Annotated in this window: 16 protein-coding genes; 6 read left to right on the forward strand and 10 right to left on the reverse strand. The window is 35.4% G+C overall.

Going from position 1 to position 20,542, the window contains the following annotated elements:
• Positions 1–53: 53 nt before the first annotated feature.
• Both glyA and ACMHJ2_RS16055 read left to right on the forward strand, forming a co-directional pair.
• Positions 54–1,328 carry a serine hydroxymethyltransferase gene (glyA, locus tag ACMHJ2_RS16050; RefSeq protein WP_413513878.1) on the forward strand — a complete coding sequence of 425 codons (1,275 nt, stop codon included), beginning with the start codon at positions 54–56 and terminating at the stop codon, positions 1,326–1,328.
• Between the two features lie 176 nt (positions 1,329–1,504).
• Positions 1,505–2,035, forward strand: coding sequence for a YfiT family bacillithiol transferase (locus tag ACMHJ2_RS16055; RefSeq protein ID WP_413513879.1), 531 nt, complete (start codon positions 1,505–1,507; stop codon positions 2,033–2,035).
• Positions 2,036–2,201: 166 nt separating this feature from the next.
• On the opposite strand, the gene msrA is transcribed toward ACMHJ2_RS16055, so the two are convergent.
• From msrA to ACMHJ2_RS16095, 8 genes are all read right to left on the reverse strand, one after another.
• Entirely contained in the window at positions 2,202–3,293 is a 1,092-nt protein-coding gene (gene msrA / locus ACMHJ2_RS16060; protein ID WP_413513880.1) for a peptide-methionine (S)-S-oxide reductase MsrA, read from the reverse strand.
• 133 nt (positions 3,294–3,426) lie between these two features.
• Complete coding sequence (locus ACMHJ2_RS16065; RefSeq protein WP_413513881.1) at positions 3,427–4,152, reverse strand: ion channel; 726 nt, start codon at positions 4,150–4,152, stop codon at positions 3,427–3,429.
• 339 nt (positions 4,153–4,491) lie between these two features.
• A complete protein-coding gene (locus tag ACMHJ2_RS16070) occupies positions 4,492–5,283 on the reverse strand; it encodes a TerC family protein (protein WP_413513882.1) in 792 nt (263 codons plus the stop codon).
• A gap of 12 nt (positions 5,284–5,295) precedes the next feature.
• Positions 5,296–5,679 (reverse strand): DNA topoisomerase IV, encoded by a 384-nt coding sequence (locus ACMHJ2_RS16075; RefSeq protein ID WP_413513883.1) that lies wholly within the window; start codon positions 5,677–5,679, stop codon positions 5,296–5,298.
• Between the two features lie 7 nt (positions 5,680–5,686).
• Positions 5,687–5,917 (reverse strand): DUF6095 family protein, encoded by a 231-nt coding sequence (locus ACMHJ2_RS16080; RefSeq protein WP_413513884.1) that lies wholly within the window; start codon positions 5,915–5,917, stop codon positions 5,687–5,689.
• 5 nt (positions 5,918–5,922) lie between these two features.
• A complete protein-coding gene (murQ, locus tag ACMHJ2_RS16085; protein ID WP_413513885.1) occupies positions 5,923–6,735 on the reverse strand; it encodes an N-acetylmuramic acid 6-phosphate etherase in 813 nt (270 codons plus the stop codon).
• A 281-nt stretch (positions 6,736–7,016) separates the two neighbouring features.
• Positions 7,017–8,009 (reverse strand): hypothetical protein, encoded by a 993-nt coding sequence (locus tag ACMHJ2_RS16090; protein ID WP_413513886.1) that lies wholly within the window; start codon positions 8,007–8,009, stop codon positions 7,017–7,019.
• Positions 8,010–8,816: 807 nt separating this feature from the next.
• On the reverse strand, positions 8,817–9,875 hold the full coding sequence (locus ACMHJ2_RS16095; RefSeq protein WP_413513887.1) for a 3-oxoacyl-ACP synthase III family protein: 1,059 nt from the start codon (positions 9,873–9,875) through the stop codon (positions 8,817–8,819).
• A 292-nt stretch (positions 9,876–10,167) separates the two neighbouring features.
• Here ACMHJ2_RS16095 and ACMHJ2_RS16100 point away from each other — a divergent pair, with 292 nt between their 5' ends.
• The 3 genes from ACMHJ2_RS16100 (at position 10,168) to ACMHJ2_RS16110 (ending at position 12,249) form a co-directional block, all read left to right on the forward strand.
• A complete protein-coding gene (locus ACMHJ2_RS16100) occupies positions 10,168–10,875 on the forward strand; it encodes an SDR family oxidoreductase (RefSeq protein ID WP_413513888.1) in 708 nt (235 codons plus the stop codon).
• Between the two features lie 17 nt (positions 10,876–10,892).
• A complete protein-coding gene (locus tag ACMHJ2_RS16105; RefSeq protein WP_413513889.1) occupies positions 10,893–11,294 on the forward strand; it encodes a DoxX family protein in 402 nt (133 codons plus the stop codon).
• A 151-nt stretch (positions 11,295–11,445) separates the two neighbouring features.
• Positions 11,446–12,249, forward strand: a complete 804-nt coding sequence (locus ACMHJ2_RS16110; protein WP_413513890.1) for a class I SAM-dependent methyltransferase — start codon at positions 11,446–11,448, stop codon at positions 12,247–12,249.
• Between the two features lie 43 nt (positions 12,250–12,292).
• Here the strand turns inward: ACMHJ2_RS16110 and ACMHJ2_RS16115 are convergent, their stop codons facing one another.
• Both ACMHJ2_RS16115 and ACMHJ2_RS16120 read right to left on the reverse strand, forming a co-directional pair.
• Entirely contained in the window at positions 12,293–14,068 is a 1,776-nt protein-coding gene (locus ACMHJ2_RS16115) for an AMP-dependent synthetase/ligase (RefSeq protein WP_413513891.1), read from the reverse strand.
• A gap of 216 nt (positions 14,069–14,284) precedes the next feature.
• The gene (locus ACMHJ2_RS16120) at positions 14,285–16,561 is read right to left on the reverse strand and encodes an FUSC family membrane protein (protein ID WP_413513892.1); all 2,277 of its coding nucleotides are present in this window, start codon (positions 16,559–16,561) and stop codon (positions 14,285–14,287) included.
• 809 nt (positions 16,562–17,370) lie between these two features.
• Between ACMHJ2_RS16120 and ACMHJ2_RS16125 the strand changes: the two genes are divergently transcribed.
• Complete coding sequence (locus ACMHJ2_RS16125) at positions 17,371–20,538, forward strand: SusC/RagA family TonB-linked outer membrane protein (RefSeq protein ID WP_413513893.1); 3,168 nt, start codon at positions 17,371–17,373, stop codon at positions 20,536–20,538.
• Positions 20,539–20,542: the final 4 nt, after the last annotated feature.

Raw genomic sequence — 20,542 nt, forward strand, 5'->3', positions numbered from 1 at the left:
TAACAAACGAATTTTGTACATTTGAATTCATTTTAACGAAATATACAATTCAGATGAGAAGAGATACGGAAATTTTCGACTTAATCGTAGAAGAAGGAGAAAGACAAGTACACGGTATAGAGCTAATTGCTTCAGAAAACTTTGTAAGTGAACAAACGATGGAAGCTGCGGGTTCTTGTTTAACTAATAAATATGCAGAGGGTTATCCTAATAAACGCTATTATGGAGGTTGCGAAGTAGTAGATGTGGTGGAGCAAATTGCTATTGATCGTGCAAAAGCTCTTTTTGGTGCTGAATATGTGAATGTTCAACCCCATTCTGGATCACAAGCAAATACAGCTGTTTTCTTTGCTTGTTTAAAACCGGGAGACAAGATTTTAGGATTTGATTTATCTCATGGCGGACACTTAACTCATGGATCACCTGTAAATTTTTCTGGAAAATTGTATAACCCTGTATTTTACGGTGTAGAACAAGAAACAGGTCTATTAAATTACGATAAAATTGCTGAAATAGCAAAGAAAGAGCAACCAAAACTAATCATCGCAGGGGCTTCGGCTTATTCTCGTGATATGGATTTTGAGCGCTTTAGAGTAATTGCTGATAGCGTAGGTGCTATTTTAATGGCGGATATTTCTCACCCTGCTGGATTAATCGCCAAAGGTTTGATGAATGATCCAGTGCCTCATTGTCATATCATTACAACTACCACTCATAAAACACTTCGTGGCCCACGTGGCGGAATGATTATGATGGGTAAAGATTTTCCTAATCCATTTGGATTAACAACACCGAAAGGTGAAGTTCGCATGATGTCTGCTTTATTAGACAGTGCGGTATTCCCTGGAAATCAAGGAGGACCTTTAATGCATATTATTGCAGCAAAAGCAGTTGCATTTGGTGAAGCTTTATCGGATGAGTTCTTTACGTATATGTTGCAAGTGCAAAAAAATGCAAAAGCTATGGCAGATGCATTTGTAAAAAGAGGATATAATATCATCTCCGGTGGAACGGATAACCACATGATGTTGATTGACTTGAGAAATAAAAATATTTCAGGTAAAGATGCAGAACAAGCGTTGGTAAAAGCTGAAATTACAGTAAATAAAAACATGGTTCCCTTTGATGATAAATCTCCATTTGTAACCTCAGGAATCCGCATTGGAACTCCTGCTATTACAACTAGAGGGTTAGTAGAAGCAGATATGGAAACAATTGTTGACTTGATTGACAAAGTTATCCTAAACCATACGAATGAAGATATCCTTGATGAAGTTGCAGATCAAGTAAACGAAATGATGGCAGAGCGCCCAATGTTTATTTGGTAGTTTTTTGGTGAACGGTTAGAGGATTACTAGGATAAAACCAAAATATAAACACTATTTTTTTTTTGCCTAGTATTACTAATAATTCAAAAAAATAAGTCATAGCTATACTAGAGGATAATGAAAATTATCCTCTTTTTTTTGATAAAAATAAAACTAGGAATTAAAAGATAAATTATATGATACCCTCCCTCGAACAACTCAAATACCCAATAGGCCGATTTCAGCCAACAGCAACTAGTACCCAGGCCGATCTAGAGCGATGGATTACCGTTTTAGAAGCGTTTCCACAGCAACTCTATACCGAATTGGACAACCTAAGTGAGGCGGAGTTAGAAAAGCAATACAGACCCGATGGATGGAGCATCAAACAAGTGGTTCATCACTGTGCGGATAGTCATATGAATAGTTTTATTCGATTTAAATTAGCCTTAACCGAAGATACGCCAACCGTTAAGCCCTATGAGGAAAGTGTATGGGCGGAATTACCCGATGCAAAGACCTTTTCGGTAGCTAGCTCCTTGAGCATCTTGGCGGGGTTACACAGCCGATGGGTGTACTTGTTGAGAAACCTACAAGAAGAAGATTGGGATAAGGCATTTTTTCATCCAGAAAGTCAGGAAACGGTGTCGCTTAGAGCGAATTTGGATAAGTATGCGTGGCATTGTGAGCACCATTTGGCTCATATTATCTTAGCAAAACAACAATAGTATAGGGCATACTCGGAAAAGAAACGCGAAAATAAATAAACGAGGATGGGTGTGTTTCCACAATAGTGAAAGGACCATACTAAAATACATAGGGCTACTGCTTTTTTACTGCAGTAGCCCTATTCTTTTGTTACTCCTCCCTTAGAGGGAGTTATAGATTTAGGTTTTACTTCTTTTTGTCTAATAGCGGAAGGTATTTTTCATAGCCTTCAGCTTTCATTTCCGCTTTTGGAACAAAGCGAAGCGAAGCACCATTTATACAGTAGCGCAAGCCACCAGCTTCTTTGGGACCATCGTTAAATACGTGTCCTAAGTGGGCATCTCCGGTTGTACTACGCACCTCTGTACGCTGCATGCCATGGGTACGATCATCTATTTCTTCGATTAATTGATGGTCAATCGGCTTAGAAAAGCTTGGCCATCCACAGCCGGCATCAAATTTATCCGCAGAGATAAATAGGGGTTCCCCTGTTGTGATATCTACATAAATCCCTTCGCGAAACTCCTTCCATAAGTCATTGCTAAACGCTCTTTCAGTAGCGCTGTTTTGCGTTACGTCATACTGTATTGCAGTTAGGTTTTGTTTAAGGGTGTTTTTGTCTTGGCGTTTATACGCTTGTTTTTTTTCGGGGTTGGCATTTCGAGCAACTTCAAATAAATCTGCCCCAATATGACAATACCCCCCTGGGTTTTTATCTAAGTACTTTTGGTGATAGGTTTCTGCATCATAGAAATTGCGTAAAGGTTCTGCTTCCACTACAATTTTTTTGTCATACTGTTTGGCGAGCGCTTTTAGTTTTTCATCAATGTTTATTTTATCTTCTGGGTTTACATAGTATATTCCTGAGCGGTATTGTGTTCCGACGTCATTAGCCTGACGGTTTAGAGTTGTGGGATCGATCGTTTTAAAGAACAAATCAAGTAGTAAGTCAAAGTCTACCGTATTTGGATCATACGTTACCTTTACGGTTTCAGCAAATCCCGTATCTCCTTTAGACACTTGTTGATAGGAAGGTTTTGTCGTATTGCCGTTGGCATAGCCTACTTCTGTTGCAACAACACCTCTTACTTGTTTAAAGAAGTGTTCCGTTCCCCAAAAACATCCACCGGCAAAGTAGATCTCTTTTGTTCCTTTATCATTTGTTGTATGCATAGTCGTATTGGTTTTTGTTGTTTTCTTTTTATTACTTAGGATATTGCTATTAGCTAGTAGTAATCCGCTACAGGCGATTACTACTAAGGCGATTATTTTTTTCATGTCGTTTGTTGTTGAGTTGAAACTACTAAAGATATTCCAAAACTTAGATACATCAGTTCTTAAGAACACAAAAATTAGTTAAAAGAAGTCCTTCTGCTGTTTTCCATCTACTAGGAGTAGTGAATAAATTAAACTAATCAACTTTTGACTTTTTAGTTGTGTGTTTGCCTTGAAAAGCAAGTTTACTTTGTACGAGAGAAGTTACGTAAACCGTAAAAAAAGGAAACATGGTAATCCCAGAAATGGCGGTTACTACAGACAATATTTTACCAACTGCAGTAACTGCAATAATAGTAGAACCTGTAGTAGTAGCTCCCATACAAGCCCACCATAGCGCATCGAAATACGAAGTTACCCCTGGGTTTACTTGATGTTCAAATACATAAAAAATAAGGCTGTAAAAATAGATCAAGGAAAGTAAGATGAGGATATAAGAGAAAAACAAACCAGATATTTTCTTTCGACTTAGCATTATAATTACAAAACCAAGTGCATACCCCCCTCTAATTAAGGGAATGAATCGGAAAAAGTATTGTACTTCAGGAGTAAAGTTTATATCCCACAATTGAAATAGGTTGAGATAGGGGATGGAAATCAGAATAAAAATGAGGTTCTTTCCTAAAAATTGCCCTTTGTTTTTCGAGATTATGAATTCAATGAGTAGGCTGACTAAAAAATAGATACAAATCCATAATTGAATTTTCAAATACATAGTTCCAGTCAAATAAGAAATATTGCTGAAGGTATCAATAGAAATACTTACACCTAATGCAACTAGCATAAAGGCAGAGAGTATATGCAATACTTTAATGATCTTGCGTTCAGCGTTTTCTTTAATGCTTGAGGTTAGGTTTGCCATAGTTCTGTCGTTTATCAAAAATAGTATCCTTATTGATAGCAAATACCTCTTGTATCGGATGGTCAAGGTATAAAGCAGTTGCTTAGGTGTATCAATAAGCCGTAAAATGAAGATTCAACTCAACAATTTACGAAGAGATAACTAGCTTTCAAAATACAAAAGAATCTTAGAAATAGGATAATTTAGTAATGAAAAGTAGATATATACGCTGTTTGTCATGCTGATACTCAACCTTATTACTTGTGGTGTAGACTAATAGGATGTGACTCCTCGTACTCTCAGGACATACGATGGGTGACAAGCTAGGGTGAGTACGTTCACCCATAGCCTTCACCTTTATTATTTATTTCCCCTCTTTCTAATTCGCATATTGATAAATTCAACAATTAACGAAAAGGCAATGGCAAAATACAAATAACCTTTCGGTACAGCTCCAACTTCTTGTCCTGCTAATTTAGCTTCAGATAGGTGCATACTTTCAGTTGTAAGCATAAATCCAATTAAAATTAAGAAGGATAAAGCTAGAATTTGAATCGATGGGTTGTTGTTGACGAAAGTTCCTACAGGTACAGCGAAAATCATCATAACTGCTACCGAAACAATTACAGCTGCAATCATAATATACAAAGCCCCTTGAATCCCATTTGTCATCCCTACAGCAGTTAGAATACTATCAACAGAAAAAATCAAGTCAATCAATAAAATCTGAACAATAATATTGCCAAAGGATTTTACAGCAATCTTTTTGGCATTGGGTGTAGAACTAATATCTTCCGCTACTTGTACATGGGCTACTTTTTCGTGTATTTCTTTGGTGGATTTGTAAATCAAAAAGATACCTCCTGCTAATAAAATAAGAGCTTGTCCATTAAAATGGGCGCTAAACCAACCCCAGTCAATAGTAAATAAGGTGGCTTTCATTTTGATTAACCAAGTGATGGCAAATAGCAGTCCTATTCGCATAAACATTGCTAAGAATAAGCCTATTTTAGTTGCTTTTTTTCTCTGTTCTTCAGGTAATTTACCTGTTACAATCGAAATAAAAATAACATTGTCTATTCCTAAGACAATTTCTAAGAAGGTCAGGGTAATAAACGCTACTATAGCGTCTGCAGTTAAAAAAATTTCCATGGGAATTGAAGATTATAGGTTGCCAATTTTTTTAAGATTTCCGCGTTCTTTTCGGGCATCGCCTACTAAACCATACTCAAACACACAAGTATCACCGTCTGTAGTAACGATTTTAATACTTACTGCTTTTTTTTCTGCCATGTTTTTAGGATTCTTTTTTTGTAAAACAAATTCACAATCATTAATCCATCGAATGCTTGAAGTATCTACTTTACCTTCAAATTCTTCTATTTCATACTCATCTGTGCGAATAAAAGTTGATCTTTTTTCAACACCGTCAATTTCGGTAATAAATTCAAATTTTCCAGTGCGAAAATTAGAGCAGTTGCGTTCCTGCTGGTAGCAAGAAGCAAATAAGGCAAAGCAGGGTAAAAGATAAAAAAGTTTAGTTTTCATAGAATAATTATTTCCCAAATAGTGATTTCATAATAGTATTAATGCCTTTAAAAAGTAAAAACATCGAAGATAAACAGACGATACATCCTACCCCAAAAACAGGAATAAAAAAGGGATTAGCCTGATTTTTTAATGCGCTGTGAATGACGATAGGACCCAAAAACAATAAAGGAAGTGCAATAGCAAGATAAGTAACTCCTTTTTGTAATAGTTTTCGATTTGTACCCTGTGGTTCCATAAAGTTTATAATTTATAGTTATCAAGTGCTGAACGCACACTTTTATATTGATTTAATAGTTGACTTGCTTCTTCTTGACTTATCTTGAGTTCTTCTTGTAAGATAGTCACGCCCCGTTGGACCAATTTGGCATTCGTCATTTTCATATCTACCATGCGATTGCCTTTTACGCGTCCTAGTTGAATCATTACAGCAGTCGAAATCATGTTGAGTACAAGTTTTTGAGCGGTTCCTGCTTTCATACGAGAACTACCCGTTACAAACTCGGGGCCAACGACTATTTCAATAGGGTAAAGGGCTATTTGACTTAAAGGACTGTTTGGGTTACAGGTAATACAAGCGGTTGGAATATGGTGTTCGTTGCATGATTCTAAGGCTTTGATTACATAAGGGGTAGTGCCTGAGGCAGCAATTCCTATAACCAGGTCATTAGTATTAATTTGAAAAGCTGTTAAATCAAGCCAACCTTGATTGGGATTGTCTTCTGCATTTTCAACTGCATTGCGGATGGCTTGATCTCCGCCTGCAATTAAACCAATCACTAAATCTGGAGAGACACCATAAGTAGGTGGACATTCAGAGGCATCTAAGATACCTAATCTTCCAGAGGTTCCTGCTCCCATATAAAATAAGCGCCCTCCTTTTTTGAGTTGTTCAACGGCTTTTTGTACTACAGTTTCAATAGATGGAATCGCCTTTTTTACAGCTAAAGGAACTGTTTGATCTTCTTTATTGATAGTCGTCAATACTTCCTGAACAGACATTTGTTCTAAATGATCATAGGAAGAAGGTTGTTCCGTAATCTTGATGAAATCCACTTTAAGTAGTTTTTTGATTTAGACAAAAATAATCAAAATAGTTCAGTTTTGATAGCGTGTTAGATAGATTTAAATAAGGCGGTCTTACAAGCCGTTTATGGTAAAAATTGCGTGGCATTCCCTAGATTTGAATCACAAAGAAAACGCCAGTAAAAACAGTATAATTTTTTACCGGCGTTTTTCAAAATTAATGACAAAAAGATGTAAAACTCAATGACCTAAAGACACCTATAAATAATGAAAAATAGACGTAAGTTTTGGTCTTGAGTTTTGGGTATTATCTATTCTTTATAAACTAATTCTTCTTTTAGGTTGAAACTGTTCAGGGTTCTAGTGATTTCTGGATTTTCCACAATAGAAGAAAATTGACCATTAACAATGGAGAAAGCGCCAATTAATACATATTGACTTGGATCGTTTCTACTTCCAAGGTTGTTATCAGTAAATTTACCCATCATATGATCCGATAAATGAAGGCTAACGCCATTGTGCATTACATTCACAATGTATTTACTTCCTGATGAATTGGTACATTTTTTATATAAATCTACATATACTTTATAGGTACCATCTTTTAAATTTTTATAGTAAATATTCTCGTTTTTAATACCGTCAATATTACAACCTGGGTTAGAGTCAATATCTAGTTCAGCTATTTTTTCATTTTCAGTACTATAAAGTACTCTACTTCCATAATAAATGTGATTGTTATCTGCGTCAAATAAGTGTAAATCTACATCATCTTCTTTGTCCCAAGATAGATTGATTTGTAATTCACCTACACCTGCTGTTACTAATTGAACGAGTCTATAATAACGAATAGTTCTTTTTCCATCCGTGATAACACCTACGAATTGGAGTTCGAAATTTTCTAAATTTAGATTTTGAGAGAAACCTAGAACTACATCATAGGTATATTCACCACTTCTCGTTTGAACTCCGTTTGATGTTTTATAAGCATAAAAACCATCATGTCCTTTTAATGCAACTAAAATTGATTCTAAAGGTTCACTACTTGTAATCGTTGCAACGGTTTTTCCACCATTGATTACAAATTTATTTATACTGATTTCTGTAATTGCATCACTTTCTCCTTCTAATACTTCACCTTCATTAAAAACAGCTCCTTCTATATCGAAGTAATCGTCTTTAAGGGTGTTTGGAATTTCTACTTCTTTCTCATTATCAGAGCCTTTGTTGTCATCACTGCTACATGCGATAGTACTTAACATTAAAAAAGCAGTTAGAGCAAAGAATAAAATTTTCTTTTTCATAATTTTAATTTATTTGTTATTAAATGTGGATACTTATTTTATTTCCTTTTCGAGGACAAAGATAAATATTATTTAATGTATTATATAAATTAAATTAGTACTTTTTAGTATTGTATGTTTTGATTTGTTGTGTATTTATTGATAATAATTTATATTTATTGCTTGTATTTTGTATGTTTATTAAAAAAAAGATTGATGTTTTTAACAATACATAGTTTTTAAAGTTAAAAAGAGCGTATTTTTTGAATTGACTGATTTTGAGTTTAATAGCTGTAAATGCGTAAAAAATACAAGTATTAATTAATCGCATTTTGTGTAAAACCGGGAAACCCTAGGTTCAGATGTAGAGCTCGAAAAGTAATTTAACAACTGCTATAGGGGTGTCTGGGAATTTGTATGAAAAAAAGAGTAAATCGCAATTTGTATAAAGTACAGCGGAAGAGCTGCAATAGGGCCTGTAATAAAATTAAATTTTACTTGTGGAATATTTTTTTATTATTTCATAAGTAAACCAAATAAAGTGGGTAAAACCTTAAGAAAGATACGTAACTGTCTTAGTAGAAAAATAATCACTTAAAATAAAAATGATATTTGCTCGTTTAGCTTCTACTAATCCCCCTTTATTCTTTTGATTAATTAGGGTATTTAAGATTGAATGAAGTATTGATTATCAAGGTTAGCAGTAGGCGTGTGAATGCATTGGCTGGAGGGGAGGTTATGATGTATCATCTAGAAAAGATGTACTGGGCTTAAGAAGCATACTTACTAAATAAGGGTGTCCTTTTGGGACACCCTTTTCTATATTGATTATACTTGATAAACGAAAGCATTGATATTCATACCTGCACCGACGGAGGCAAAGAGCAAATAATCCCCTTTTTCGAAACTGTGATTGTCCAATTGTTTATTGATAATCATATCGTATAAGGTTGGAAGAGTAGCTACACTGCTGTTTCCTAGTTTTTGAATATTCATCGGCATAATGTGTTCAGGCATGGTTCTATCGTATAACTCGTAGAAGCGTTTTACGATGGCTTCATCCATTTTTTCATTCGCTTGGTGGATGATTATTTTTTTGATTTCATCAATTTTAACCCCACTTTCATCTAGACATGCCTTCATGGCTAAAGGAACTTCCGTTAAGGCAAACTCATAAATTTTACGCCCTAACATTTTGATGTAACGTGTATCCTCTTGAGGTTCTTTTTTATAGGATTTACCAAAGTAGATATAATAGGCCTCATCCGCGGTGAAACTACAACTTTTAGTTGCGATAACTCCTCCAGGTTCACTTGTTACTTCTAACACGGTTGCACCTGCACCATCTGCATATATCATGGAATCTCTATCGTGTAAATCAACCACACGAGATAAGGTTTCAGCGCCTATTACTAAACAATACTTAGCAATGCCCAAAGACATAAAAGCATAGGCTTGAATTACACCCTGTAACCAACCTGGACATCCAAAGAGGATATCATAAGCCACACAGTTGGGATTTTGTATCTTAAGGTTGTGTTTTACTCGAGACGCCAAACTTGGGACAAGATCCGATTGATCTGTTCCGTATTTCATATCCCCAAAGTTATGTGCGAAAATGATGTAATCTAATTGTTCACCGTCTATTTTTGCATTTTCAATAGCCCGTTGAGCAGCAATTGTTCCAATATCTGTAGTTGTTAAATCCTTGGATATATAGCGTCTTTCTTGAATTCCCGTAATTTGTTCAAGTTTTTTAGCAACTCTTTCATTAGAATCTTTCAAAGGTTGTCCATTTTCATCTCGAAAATCGAATTTATGGAAATCATTATTTGTTATTACCTGTGTTGGAATATAACTTCCTGAACCTTTTATTTTAACTGCCATGGTTTTTGATGATTTTTTAAGTAATTAAGAATATGGCTATAATTACTTATGGATTAGATGAATTAGTTTTGGTAATTTATAATACTAAGGTAAATAAACTCCTCGATTTTATCACCTAAATAAAAGTGAAATTATACGTCGAGTAGCATAAATTTAGTTAATACATACGATGGTTCGAATTATAACGTTAAAAAAGTATATTGTATTGCAATAGTATGCTATTTATTAAGTATGAAATAAGCCAAAAGTGTTTTTAATTCTTTAATTTAGTGAATCTAAAGTAACAAATATAATGATAAAAGTAGAAAGTAAAGTAGTTTATATCACAGGGGGTACCAAAGGAATAGGAAAAGGGATAGCAGAAGCCTTGTTAAAGGTAGGTTATAAAGTTGCTATTTCAGGACGTTCACTGGAAGATGCCCAGCAGGTAGCTCGCGAATTAGGAACATCAAATCAGATTATAGGAGTCGCTTCGAATGTAACTCAATATACAGATGAAGTAGATGCTGTAGCCAATATTGTGGCTCATTTTGGACGATTAGATGTCGTGATTGCCAATGCGGGTGTAGGGATTTTTGCTTCTATAGAAGATTTATCCTTAGAAGATTGGAATGCTATGATTGATACGAACTTAACAGGTGCTTTTCATACTTTAAAGGCGAGTATACCACAATTAAAGCAAAACAAAGGTTATTATATCAGTGTGGCGAGTTTGGCTGGAATTAATTTTTTTGCCACAGCTAGCGGATACAACGCCAGTAAATTTGGTGTGGTCGGTTTTACGCAAGCGGCAATGCTTGATTTGCGTGAGTACGATATAAAAGTAACGACTATATTACCTGGTTCAGTCGCTAGTAATTTTAATAACCATACGCCGAGTGAAAAAGACAGTTGGAAAATTCAACCCGAAGATATTGGTGAATTAGTAGTAGATCTATTAAAAATGAACCCAAGAAGTTTACCGAGTAAAATAGAAATTAGACCTTCAAAAACAAGTTAACTTTTCAAAAAAATAGAATGCAAGATTTAGGAAAATTTATTTTACGATTAGGCGTAGGTGGATTGATGCTTTTTCACGGAATTCACAAGATTATCCACGGACATGATGGAATTATTGAACAATTAGCGGCAAAAGGACTGCCAACTTGGTTGTGGCTTGGGGTTCCAGTAGGAGAGATTATCGCACCAATTTTATTAGTTCTGGGGGCTTTTACGCGTTTGTCAGGGGTATTAATTGCTTTTACGATGGTTATGTCCCTGGTATTAGTAAAAGGAAGCGGCTCTTTTGCGTTAAGTGAAACAACAGGAGGAATAGGCGCAGAGCTGAATGTATTGTATTTGGCAGGAGCTTTAGCCATAGCGATGATCGGTCCTGGCTCTTTCCGCTTGTATAAAGGGAAAAAAGGATGGTTTATCTAAATGCGTAAACGCAATAAATAAGGATAAGGCATGGAATTTTCTATGCCTTTTTTGTTTTAATTTAGAAAAGGAAATTAGCTACTAAGGAATAAAAGGAATTTTATTAATTACTTTATCTTTGAATTGCATAAACAACTTCATACCAACGAAAATGAAACCAGAAGTAAACTATATAGAGATCAACAGAAACTCGTGGAACAACCGTACAGAAACCCATCTGAAGTCGGATTTTTACGATGTAGAGGGTTTTCTAAAGGGCAAGAGCTCCCTGAATGAAATCGAACTTAATTTACTCGGAGAGGTCAAAGGCAAAAATATTTTGCATTTACAGTGCCACTTCGGACAAGATACCATTTCGTTGAGTCGATTGGGCGCTGAGGTAACGGGGATTGATTTGTCAGATGAAGCGATAAAATCTGCTATTGAACTCGCTGAAAAAGCAGGATCTTCAGCCCAGTTTGTTTGTTGTGATATCTATGATTTACCCAATCATTTGCAGGAGAAATTCGATATAGTCTATACGAGCTATGGCGTAATTGGATGGTTACCAGATATGAATAAATGGGCACAAGTAGTTGCTGCTTTTTTAAAGCCAGGAGGGAAATTTGTATTTGTAGAATTTCATCCTGTCCTTTGGATGTTTGATGACAACTTTGAAAAAATAGCCTATAATTATTTCAATACACAAGCTATTGTTGAAACAGAAAGTGGTACCTACGCAAATAAAGAAGCGAAAATTACCCAATCTTATGTCTGTTGGAACCACGGGTTAAGCGAAGTAATGACGAGTTTATTGCAAAATGGATTGACTATAAAGATTTTTGAGGAGTTTGACTATTCCCCTTATGCTTGTTTTCAACATACTGTAGAATTTGAACCGAATAAATATCGCATACAACATTTGGATAATAAAATACCTATGGTATATTCTATTGTTGCGACGGTTAACGGCTGACAGTTCGGAGAATAAAAAAACGGAAGCTAAGGCTTCCGTTTTTTTATTCTCTATAAATTTTATTATATAAATCTTTGTAGATTTCTAAAATAACTCTTCTTTTCAATTTTAAAGTAGGCGTTAGGTGATTACTGTCAATACTCCAAACATCTGGAGTTAATTCGAATTTCTTCACTTGTTCCCATTTCCCGAATTTGCGGTTGACGTATTCTACTTCTTTTTCGATACGTTGACGTACTTGTTCGTTCTGGATTAGTGCCTCATTGGAGTCTCCTAATTCAATATTTTTGCGCTTGGCCCATTCTCTCACAAAATCAAAGTTAGGTTGAATAAAAGCAGCAGGCATTTTTTCTCCTTCTCCAATTACCATGACTTGTTCAATAAAACGGGATTGTTTTAAAGTGTTTTCGATGATTTGAGGTGCGACGTATTTACCCCCAGAGGTTTTGAACATTTCCTTTTTGCGATCCGTGATTTTTAAAAATCCTTCAGCATCAATAGTTCCAATATCACCGGTATGGAAATAACCGTCTTTTAGTTCTTCTTTGGTGCGTTCTTCATCTTTGTAGTACCCCAACATTACATTAGGTCCTTTGCATAGAATCTCACCATCTTCTGCAATTTTTACGATTACATTGCTCAAAGGTTTTCCAACGGTTCCAATTTTTAGAGATCGGTTTCGGGCATCATTTACGGCAATTACTGGAGAAGTTTCTGTTAAACCATAGCCTTCCATTACCGGAATCCCCGCTGCATTAAATACTTGGGAGAGACGCGGTTGTAAAGCAGCACTTCCAGAAACGATAATTTTCATTTCACCCCCTAGGGCCTCTTGCCATTTTTTGAATACCAATTTTCGAGCAATCCCCAATTGGAAATTATAAAAGAATCCCCTGTCATAAGGTTGATATTTAAACCCAAGATCCAAAGCCCAGAAAAAGATGCTTTTTTTAATTCCTGTTAAAGCAGAACCTGTGGCAAAAATTTTGTCGTATACTTTTTCCAATAAACGTGGAACAACCGTCATAACATTCGGTTTTACCTCTTTCATATTCTCACCCATTTTGTCAATGGATTCCGCATAGTAAATTCCCACACCACTATATTGGTATAAGTAAATTAACATACGCTCAAAAACGTGACATAAAGGTAAGAAACTTAACGCTTTAAAATGCTGTTCTCTTGTAAAAGGAACGCGCTCACTACTTCCCAATACATTGGATAGGATATTGTTATGTGAAAGCATAACGCCTTTGGGTCTTCCTGTAGTTCCCGAGGTATAAATAAGCGTTGCTAAGTCATCGGGTGTTACCGCTGCTTTGCATTGTTCTACTTGTTCTTGGTTCGATTCATCCGCACCTAATACCAATAGCTCATCTAAATTTTTACAGCCTTCAATAACATCAAAAGAATAGACCGCTTTGATCAACGGTAATTGATCTATAACAGCCATTAACTTCGTGTAAATCTCTTGATCTGAAACCACACAATAGCTCGCTTCAGAGTGACTTAATATAAAGTGATAATCTTCAGCAGCAATAGTCGGATAAATAGGAATATTTTGTGCGCCAATTTGCAAGATACCAATATCTAGTATATTCCATTTGGTTTGGTTGTTACTAGAAATCACCGCTATTTTATCATTCGGTTGAACCCCTAATCTCAAAAGGGCTCTTGATAGACAGTTCGCTTTTTGAAGATAGCTCGCAGATGATGTTTTTTCCCAGACACCATTAACTTTAGTTACCAAAGCATCTTCTAATGGAAAATGCTCGTTTTGAAAATAGGGTATATCGAAAAGTCTTGTAGGATTCATCATCGTCATAATTGATTAGTTCTTGCAAAATACGAAAAAAAAGGCAAATTTTCACAACTTACCGCAAACTTGTTAACTTTTAAAAAAAAAGAAGTATTTCTACTGATTTAAGTAGGTGTTTTGTTGCTTTTTCGTAAATAAACACCTTGTTTCTTTGGTTGAAATTTATTTTAAAGCTCAGGTAAACTTCTCGTATTGCAGAAGTAATAAAAAAATTAACTATGCCTTTCTAAACAAAGCAGTCGGGTTTAAAACAAGTTTTTTCTGCTGTACTTCTTCGCGTTTATCTCGAATGACCTTACTTATTTTTAATATTTTTTCAGATAAATGTGCCAACCAAGTTAACTGCTGAATAACCATCGTTGATTCTTCCATTAAATTCTTAATTTCTGTATCATCAGAATAGGACTTCTTCAATTCGTATTCTCTAATATTTTGTAAGTAACTCATACTTACGCGAAAACTTTCTTTGTCTTCCGCCGTTATTAAATCTTCTTCTGTGGGGGTATTGTTGATTAAGTTACTCGTCAATTGTAAGTTTTTATCGATGTAATTCATGACCATATTAAATGATTCTGACGCTTTGGTGGTATGACGTGATTGTACATATATCCCAATGGAGGCTGCGGTTGATAAAAAGGTGTGATTTAATACCGCAAGCTCATAAATCTCTGAGCGAAAACGTTGTTTGGATTTAGGTTCTTGAATCATACGTTGAAAAGAAGCCATCACGTTACCCACTTCAATAAAAGCATATTTACGAGCCAATTTATAAGCTAAGGTAGGATCGTTTTTTTGATTGTAGATCTCCTTAATCTCTTTGACATACACTTGATTGGCTTTAATGGATTTGGATAAGTGAACATTGATATTTAAAAACTCCCAGGACGGCCATAAAAAATAATTCGCTCCTAAGGCTAAAAGTGCTCCAATCATCGTATCAATCACGCGATAGACTAATAGATCCATAAAATTTGGCGTTAGAATGGCATAAATTAAGACCACATACATAGTGATAAAAGTAACGCCAACTTTATAATCCGTATGCGAAAACCAATACCCTAAAATCATGGTTAAAATCGTCAAATAGGCAATGATTGTATTGTTATCCTGTATGATGAATAAGAGTCCGAAAGCAATTAAACCTCCTAATACTGTGCCAATTACACGTTCAAAAGAGCGTTGTTTTGTCAAGCCATACCCCGGACGCATAATCACGACAATCGTTAATAAAATCCAATACCCATTGAGGAGATTGAATATAGTACTGATCATCAATCCGATTAAAATAGTCAGTGTTAAACGCGTGGCATGTCTAAATATTGTCGAAGTAAACGTTAGGTTTTCTATCAACGTTTTCCAACGATAATGAACAGGGGTTAAGAATTTTTCTAATTCTTTGAATCGTTCTTCCACATTATCGCTGAAGGTCTTTTCTGTTAAAATGCGTTCTAAAATATGGATTTTATCAATCTGACTTTGGGCATAGTGCAATACATTCGAAAAAGAAAGAACCGCTTCTACCTTATTTGGAGATTTGCTATGTTCAATAAATTCAGAGAGTTTGGTTTGCAAGGCCAAAAGCTTACGGTCAAAATCGTATTTAGGCTTATAATTCAACCCCATATTGAGGGAGTCACTAATGGTTTTAATCGTGGTTGAAAAATCCTGAGCTAGTTCTTGATAATCGCGGATAATGGTAGGATCATCATCGAGTAATTCATGTAATTCTTTGTGGTCAAAAGAAGTAGAAACAGCAATCTCTAGAATTTCAACTAACGTAGAGAAAGCGACAAGTAGGCGTCGGTTATTGGAGGAGTTACCTGTATTGGCTTTATTGAGAACCAAAAACTCTCGCAAATTTTCGTGTACTTCATTGAGTTTAATTTGAATCTTAAGTTGTTCTTCAACAATTTTATCCGCATCAGCGCCTTTAGTCCATAATTGTGCGCGGTATTTTAAATATTCTGCCGTTAAGTCCATACATTCTGAGGTTTGTAAAACACCATATCGACGGGGTCTTACAAAGTAAAAGGTAAGGGAAACCAGCAAATACAATAAACCTCCTAAGAGCAAGAACAAACCATGCATCCATAGATCAACCCCTTTATAGCTATGAGCTAGACCCAAACTCGCAGCTAATAAGCCACTAAAAGAGAGCATGTTGGCACGGTGTCCATAGACCGAAATCATACTTAATCCAAAAATAATAAAGAGGAAAACGGGATAGAAATACCAATGGCTCTGGGTTAAGGATAAGAGTAGTGTTACAAAAGGAACAACTAAGGCACCTACTAAAATACCGTTTATTTTGTCTTTTAAGTTACTGGGAATATCGACAGGAGCAGTTAGTAAAGCCCCCACAGCCATAGCAAAGGCCCAATCAAACTGTTGGGTTGGCATGAATATTAGAAAAGGGATGACTCCCGAAATAGTAATTTTTAATGAATCTCCTAAATGGGTATTGTCGGTATATTTTCTTGCTTTTTGAAGCATATTTTCAGTGGCTTAGATTTAAAACGTTATTTTTTTTCTGCGATTTTGTTTTTTTAGCGTGATACTATCTAAAAAATAAGAATATACTAGTCAATTCAAAGTATTATCTTTTTTATAGTAGTATTATTTTCTGTAAAAGTACTCAAAAAGCGTTAGTATATGGGATATTATGTTTTCAATTTAATGATAATTTAAAACATAAACAAATTAGAAAGTAAAGCTAGTCCAAGTACGTGAATCCTAAGAACTAAAAATACCCGCTTCTATGCTAGTAAAAACTAAGACCATACTTATAAGCATTTAGTTTATTGTGTAATTTATTCGTCTTTTTCATTCCCAGAGGAAGAGGAGATATTCTCAACGTTATTCCTTGAAGGTTGGATTCGAGATTCGCATGACTCATGCAATATTTAAAACCAATCCTACTGCAAGTCCTAGCTTGTTCCTTACTTAGTTTGCGTTTATTTTTTGACGCTATTTTCAAGTAAATTTACTAAAAATTGTGGGGTATAAACCTTTAAAAAAGTAAAAATTAATAACGAGGAATGTTAAATTTTTCAGGAATAAAAGAAAGAGAAACGACAGTGTTACAGGCCCAAAAAAAATGGGGTATATAGCTCAATTTTATATCCCGGGGACAAAATATATTGCATTGAAATAGAGCAAAATAAAAAACGGTGTTATCATATTGTTTTATCTGAGATGAATTCTTAATAGTAAGTTAAAGTAAATGTGGAAATTCTTGTTTTTTTCGTAATACGTTAGAAAGGCGAAAACGCAATATTTGTCTCAACTAATTTAAAATAATCATGAGACAGAAATTACTATTTTGGAATACCGTATTTCTACTATGTGTTACGCTAACGTATGCCCAGCAAAAGCGCAATATAACAGGGGCAGTAAAAGATGAAATGGGATTAGAATTGCCAGGAGCCTCTGTTGTTATTAAAGGTACAAATGCCGGTACAACAACAGATTTGGATGGGAAATTCACGCTAGAAGTAGGAGATAAAGATAGTGTAGTTGTTTCTTTTATCGGCTATAAAAACAGTGAAATCAGCGTACAAAAAACAACGGATTTCACTTTTGTATTAGTACCCGAACAAGCTTCTTTAGATGAAGTGGTAATTACTGCTTTAGGTATAACAAAAGCAGAGAAAAAGATTGGATATGCCACGCAAAGTATAGATGTTAAAAAAGTACAAGAAATAGCTACACCTAATATGGGAAGCTTGTTGAGCGGTCAAGTGGCGGGCTTACAAGTTTCCAATCCTCCAGGTATGTTACAGTCACCTAAATTTTCTTTAAGAGGAAAAGATCCGCTAATTGTAATAGATGGAATTCCAGTTACAACGGATTTCTATGATGTTTCACCCGAAGATATCGCTAATATTAATGTATTAAAAGGAACTAGTGCCTCGGTACTATATGGATCCTTAGGGCGCAATGGAGCCATTATGATTACTACTAAAAATGCGAAAGCAGAAGGTGTAGTCGTTGAAGTTTCACAAAACACAATGATTAGTGCGGGTTATACTTTATTTCCTAAAACACAGAATGAGTATGGAAGTGGATCGAATGGCAAGTATGAATTTTGGGATGGAAAAGACGGTGGAATCAGCGATGGGGATATGATTTGGGGACCTAAATTTGAATCTGGAGTAAAAATTGCCCAATGGAATAGTCCTATTAGAGATAGACAAACCGGAAGTGTAATGCCTTGGTATGGAAACGTAGAAGGAACACAATACGATGATAAGTCCCGATATGAAAGAGTGCCTATTGATTGGGAATATCACGATAATTTAAAAGAATTCTTAGAAACGGGAATTATTTCACGTACCAATTTTGCTGTTTCTAGTAAATCAGAAAAGGGGTCTTATCGCATTGGCGGAGATTTTTCTTACAATAAGGATAGAGTGCCTAACACCAGCATGTATAGAGGGAGTTTGAATTTTAAATCTACCACCCACCTTACTGATAAGTTAACCTTAAATAGCAAGCTTTCGTACACGAGAGTACACGCACCGAATGTACCTAACTATGATTACAACCCGAGTGGGCATATGTATACCATCTTAATTTGGATGGGGGATGATGTTAATGGACGCGATTTAAAGAACAATCTATGGGTGCCTGGGATGGAAGGATATAAACAAGCGAGTTATAACTATGCTTGGTATAACAATCCGTGGTTTGGTTCAGAATACTTTAAGCGAATCTGGAATAAAGATGTAACCAATGCACAATTGAGTTTAAGCTATCAAGTATCGGAAGATTTAATGTTACAAGGACGAGCTTCGATGATTTCTACCAATAACAATACTGAACTACAAAGTCCGAAATCCTATTTTAATTACAGTACTTCCCGAGAAGGAGGCTATAGCTTAGAAAAAAATGATCGCTTAGATATTGACTATGATTTCTTAGCCATGTATACGAAGGGTATTACCGATAATTTTAGTATTAATGTCAATGCAGGAGCTGCTTCTCGATACTATCGTTTGACTAACTCTTTGGCAGCAGCAGATGGTTTAACGGCACCTGGTGTACACAATTTAGGAAATTCAAAAGGGCCTGTTACGGCTACAAATTACTTAGAAAAAAAAGCGGTAAATAGTGTGTATGGAACGGTAGAGTTTGATTTGTACAATGCTTTCTTTTTGAGTTTTGCTGCCCGAAATGACTGGTCATCTGCCTTGGCAAAAAGCCAACGCTCTTATTTTTACCCTTCTACTTCATTGAGTGTAGTGTTGTCTAATTTAATCGAGATGCCGAAACAAGTTGATTATTTGAAATTCTATACCTCATGGGCGAATGTATCGAGTGATTTAACTCCTTATCAATTGCAATCGACTTATTCACCTGTAACTCCTGCTTTCAATGGAAATCAAATGGTGGAATACCCCAATGCTATTTTAGACCCGTATTTGTTACCTGAAAAATCAAAAACCTATGAAGTTGGTTTGTCTAGTGCTTTTTATAATAAAAGAATAAGCTTAGACATGACGTATTATAGAGTATTGGATTCAAACTTTATTATTGATTATCCCGTTTCAGAGGCTTCTGGATTTAATAACATGAAAGTCAATGGAAATGAATATACAACCAATGGTTGGGAGGTTTCTTTAACAGGATCGATTGTGAAAAACGATAATTTTCAATGGAATTCAACCCTTAATTGGAGTACAAGAACAAGACGCTTAACCAAAATTCACGAAGATGCAGAAAAGTTTGGCGATTTGAGATTGAATGACCGCGTAGATGCATACTACGGTACAGAATGGATGAAATCGCCTGATGGACAAGTTATTTTGGATGAAAAAACAGGAATGCCAACAGCGAATAAGCAAGCTACCTATCTAGGACATAAAGATCCAAAGTGGTCGCTGGGATGGAATAATAGTTTTAAATATAAAAACTGGGGCTTAAATATTGGAATCGACGGTATTTGGGGCGGTATTATGCGTTCTGAAGTAGTGGAGAAAATGTGGTGGGGTGGTAAACATCCCGAATCCGTACGCTATAGAGACGAAGAATATTCAACGGGTAATGCAGTATTTGTACCTCAGGGTGTAAACCTTGTTTCGGGTGAATTAATAACTGATGTTCAAGGAAATGTAGTTTCTGATACGCGCGTGTTTAAAGAACATACGGGTGCCGTAAACTGGCAAAGTTGGGCACAAAATTACCCGTATCGTGCACGAGTAACTGAAAAAGAAAGCAAGTTATTTGCGAACGTATTTGACAGAACGTATTTCAAACTTAGAACGATAAGTTTATCCTATGACTTTACACCGATGATTAAGTCAAAAAAAATCAGTCAGTTATCTGCTTCTTTAACAGGATATAACTTGTTGATGTGGAAAAAATCCAAAGGTTTATATTCTGATCCAGATTATGATACAGCGAATAAAAATGATATTCAGGATCCTTCTACCCGTTGGATAGGATTGGGATTAAATATTAAATTTTAATAGA

It is taken from the genome of Myroides odoratus (assembly GCF_965118575.1).
In the GTDB taxonomy this organism is placed as follows: Bacteria; Bacteroidota; Bacteroidia; order Flavobacteriales; family Flavobacteriaceae; genus Flavobacterium; species Flavobacterium odoratum_B.

What these genes read in the sequence shown, in the direction of transcription:
- ACMHJ2_RS16065 (WP_413513881.1), bottom strand. Translation starts at nt 4,152, where the DNA reads ATGGCAAACCTAACCTCAAGCATTAAAGAAAACGCTGAACGCAAGATC.
- ACMHJ2_RS16070 (WP_413513882.1), bottom strand. Translation starts at nt 5,283, where the DNA reads ATGGAAATTTTTTTAACTGCAGACGCTATAGTAGCGTTTATTACCCTG.
- ACMHJ2_RS16055 (WP_413513879.1), top strand. Translation starts at nt 1,505, where the DNA reads ATGATACCCTCCCTCGAACAACTCAAATACCCAATAGGCCGATTTCAG.
- ACMHJ2_RS16080 (WP_413513884.1), bottom strand. Translation starts at nt 5,917, where the DNA reads ATGGAACCACAGGGTACAAATCGAAAACTATTACAAAAAGGAGTTACT.
- ACMHJ2_RS16110 (WP_413513890.1), top strand. Translation starts at nt 11,446, where the DNA reads ATGAAACCAGAAGTAAACTATATAGAGATCAACAGAAACTCGTGGAAC.
- ACMHJ2_RS16090 (WP_413513886.1), bottom strand. Translation starts at nt 8,009, where the DNA reads ATGAAAAAGAAAATTTTATTCTTTGCTCTAACTGCTTTTTTAATGTTA.
- ACMHJ2_RS16120 (WP_413513892.1), bottom strand. Translation starts at nt 16,561, where the DNA reads ATGCTTCAAAAAGCAAGAAAATATACCGACAATACCCATTTAGGAGAT.
- ACMHJ2_RS16095 (WP_413513887.1), bottom strand. Translation starts at nt 9,875, where the DNA reads ATGGCAGTTAAAATAAAAGGTTCAGGAAGTTATATTCCAACACAGGTA.
- ACMHJ2_RS16125 (WP_413513893.1), top strand. Translation starts at nt 17,371, where the DNA reads ATGAGACAGAAATTACTATTTTGGAATACCGTATTTCTACTATGTGTT.
- ACMHJ2_RS16105 (WP_413513889.1), top strand. Translation starts at nt 10,893, where the DNA reads ATGCAAGATTTAGGAAAATTTATTTTACGATTAGGCGTAGGTGGATTG.
- ACMHJ2_RS16075 (WP_413513883.1), bottom strand. Translation starts at nt 5,679, where the DNA reads ATGAAAACTAAACTTTTTTATCTTTTACCCTGCTTTGCCTTATTTGCT.
- glyA (WP_413513878.1), top strand. Translation starts at nt 54, where the DNA reads ATGAGAAGAGATACGGAAATTTTCGACTTAATCGTAGAAGAAGGAGAA.
- msrA (WP_413513880.1), bottom strand. Translation starts at nt 3,293, where the DNA reads ATGAAAAAAATAATCGCCTTAGTAGTAATCGCCTGTAGCGGATTACTA.
- ACMHJ2_RS16100 (WP_413513888.1), top strand. Translation starts at nt 10,168, where the DNA reads ATGATAAAAGTAGAAAGTAAAGTAGTTTATATCACAGGGGGTACCAAA.
- ACMHJ2_RS16115 (WP_413513891.1), bottom strand. Translation starts at nt 14,068, where the DNA reads ATGATGAATCCTACAAGACTTTTCGATATACCCTATTTTCAAAACGAG.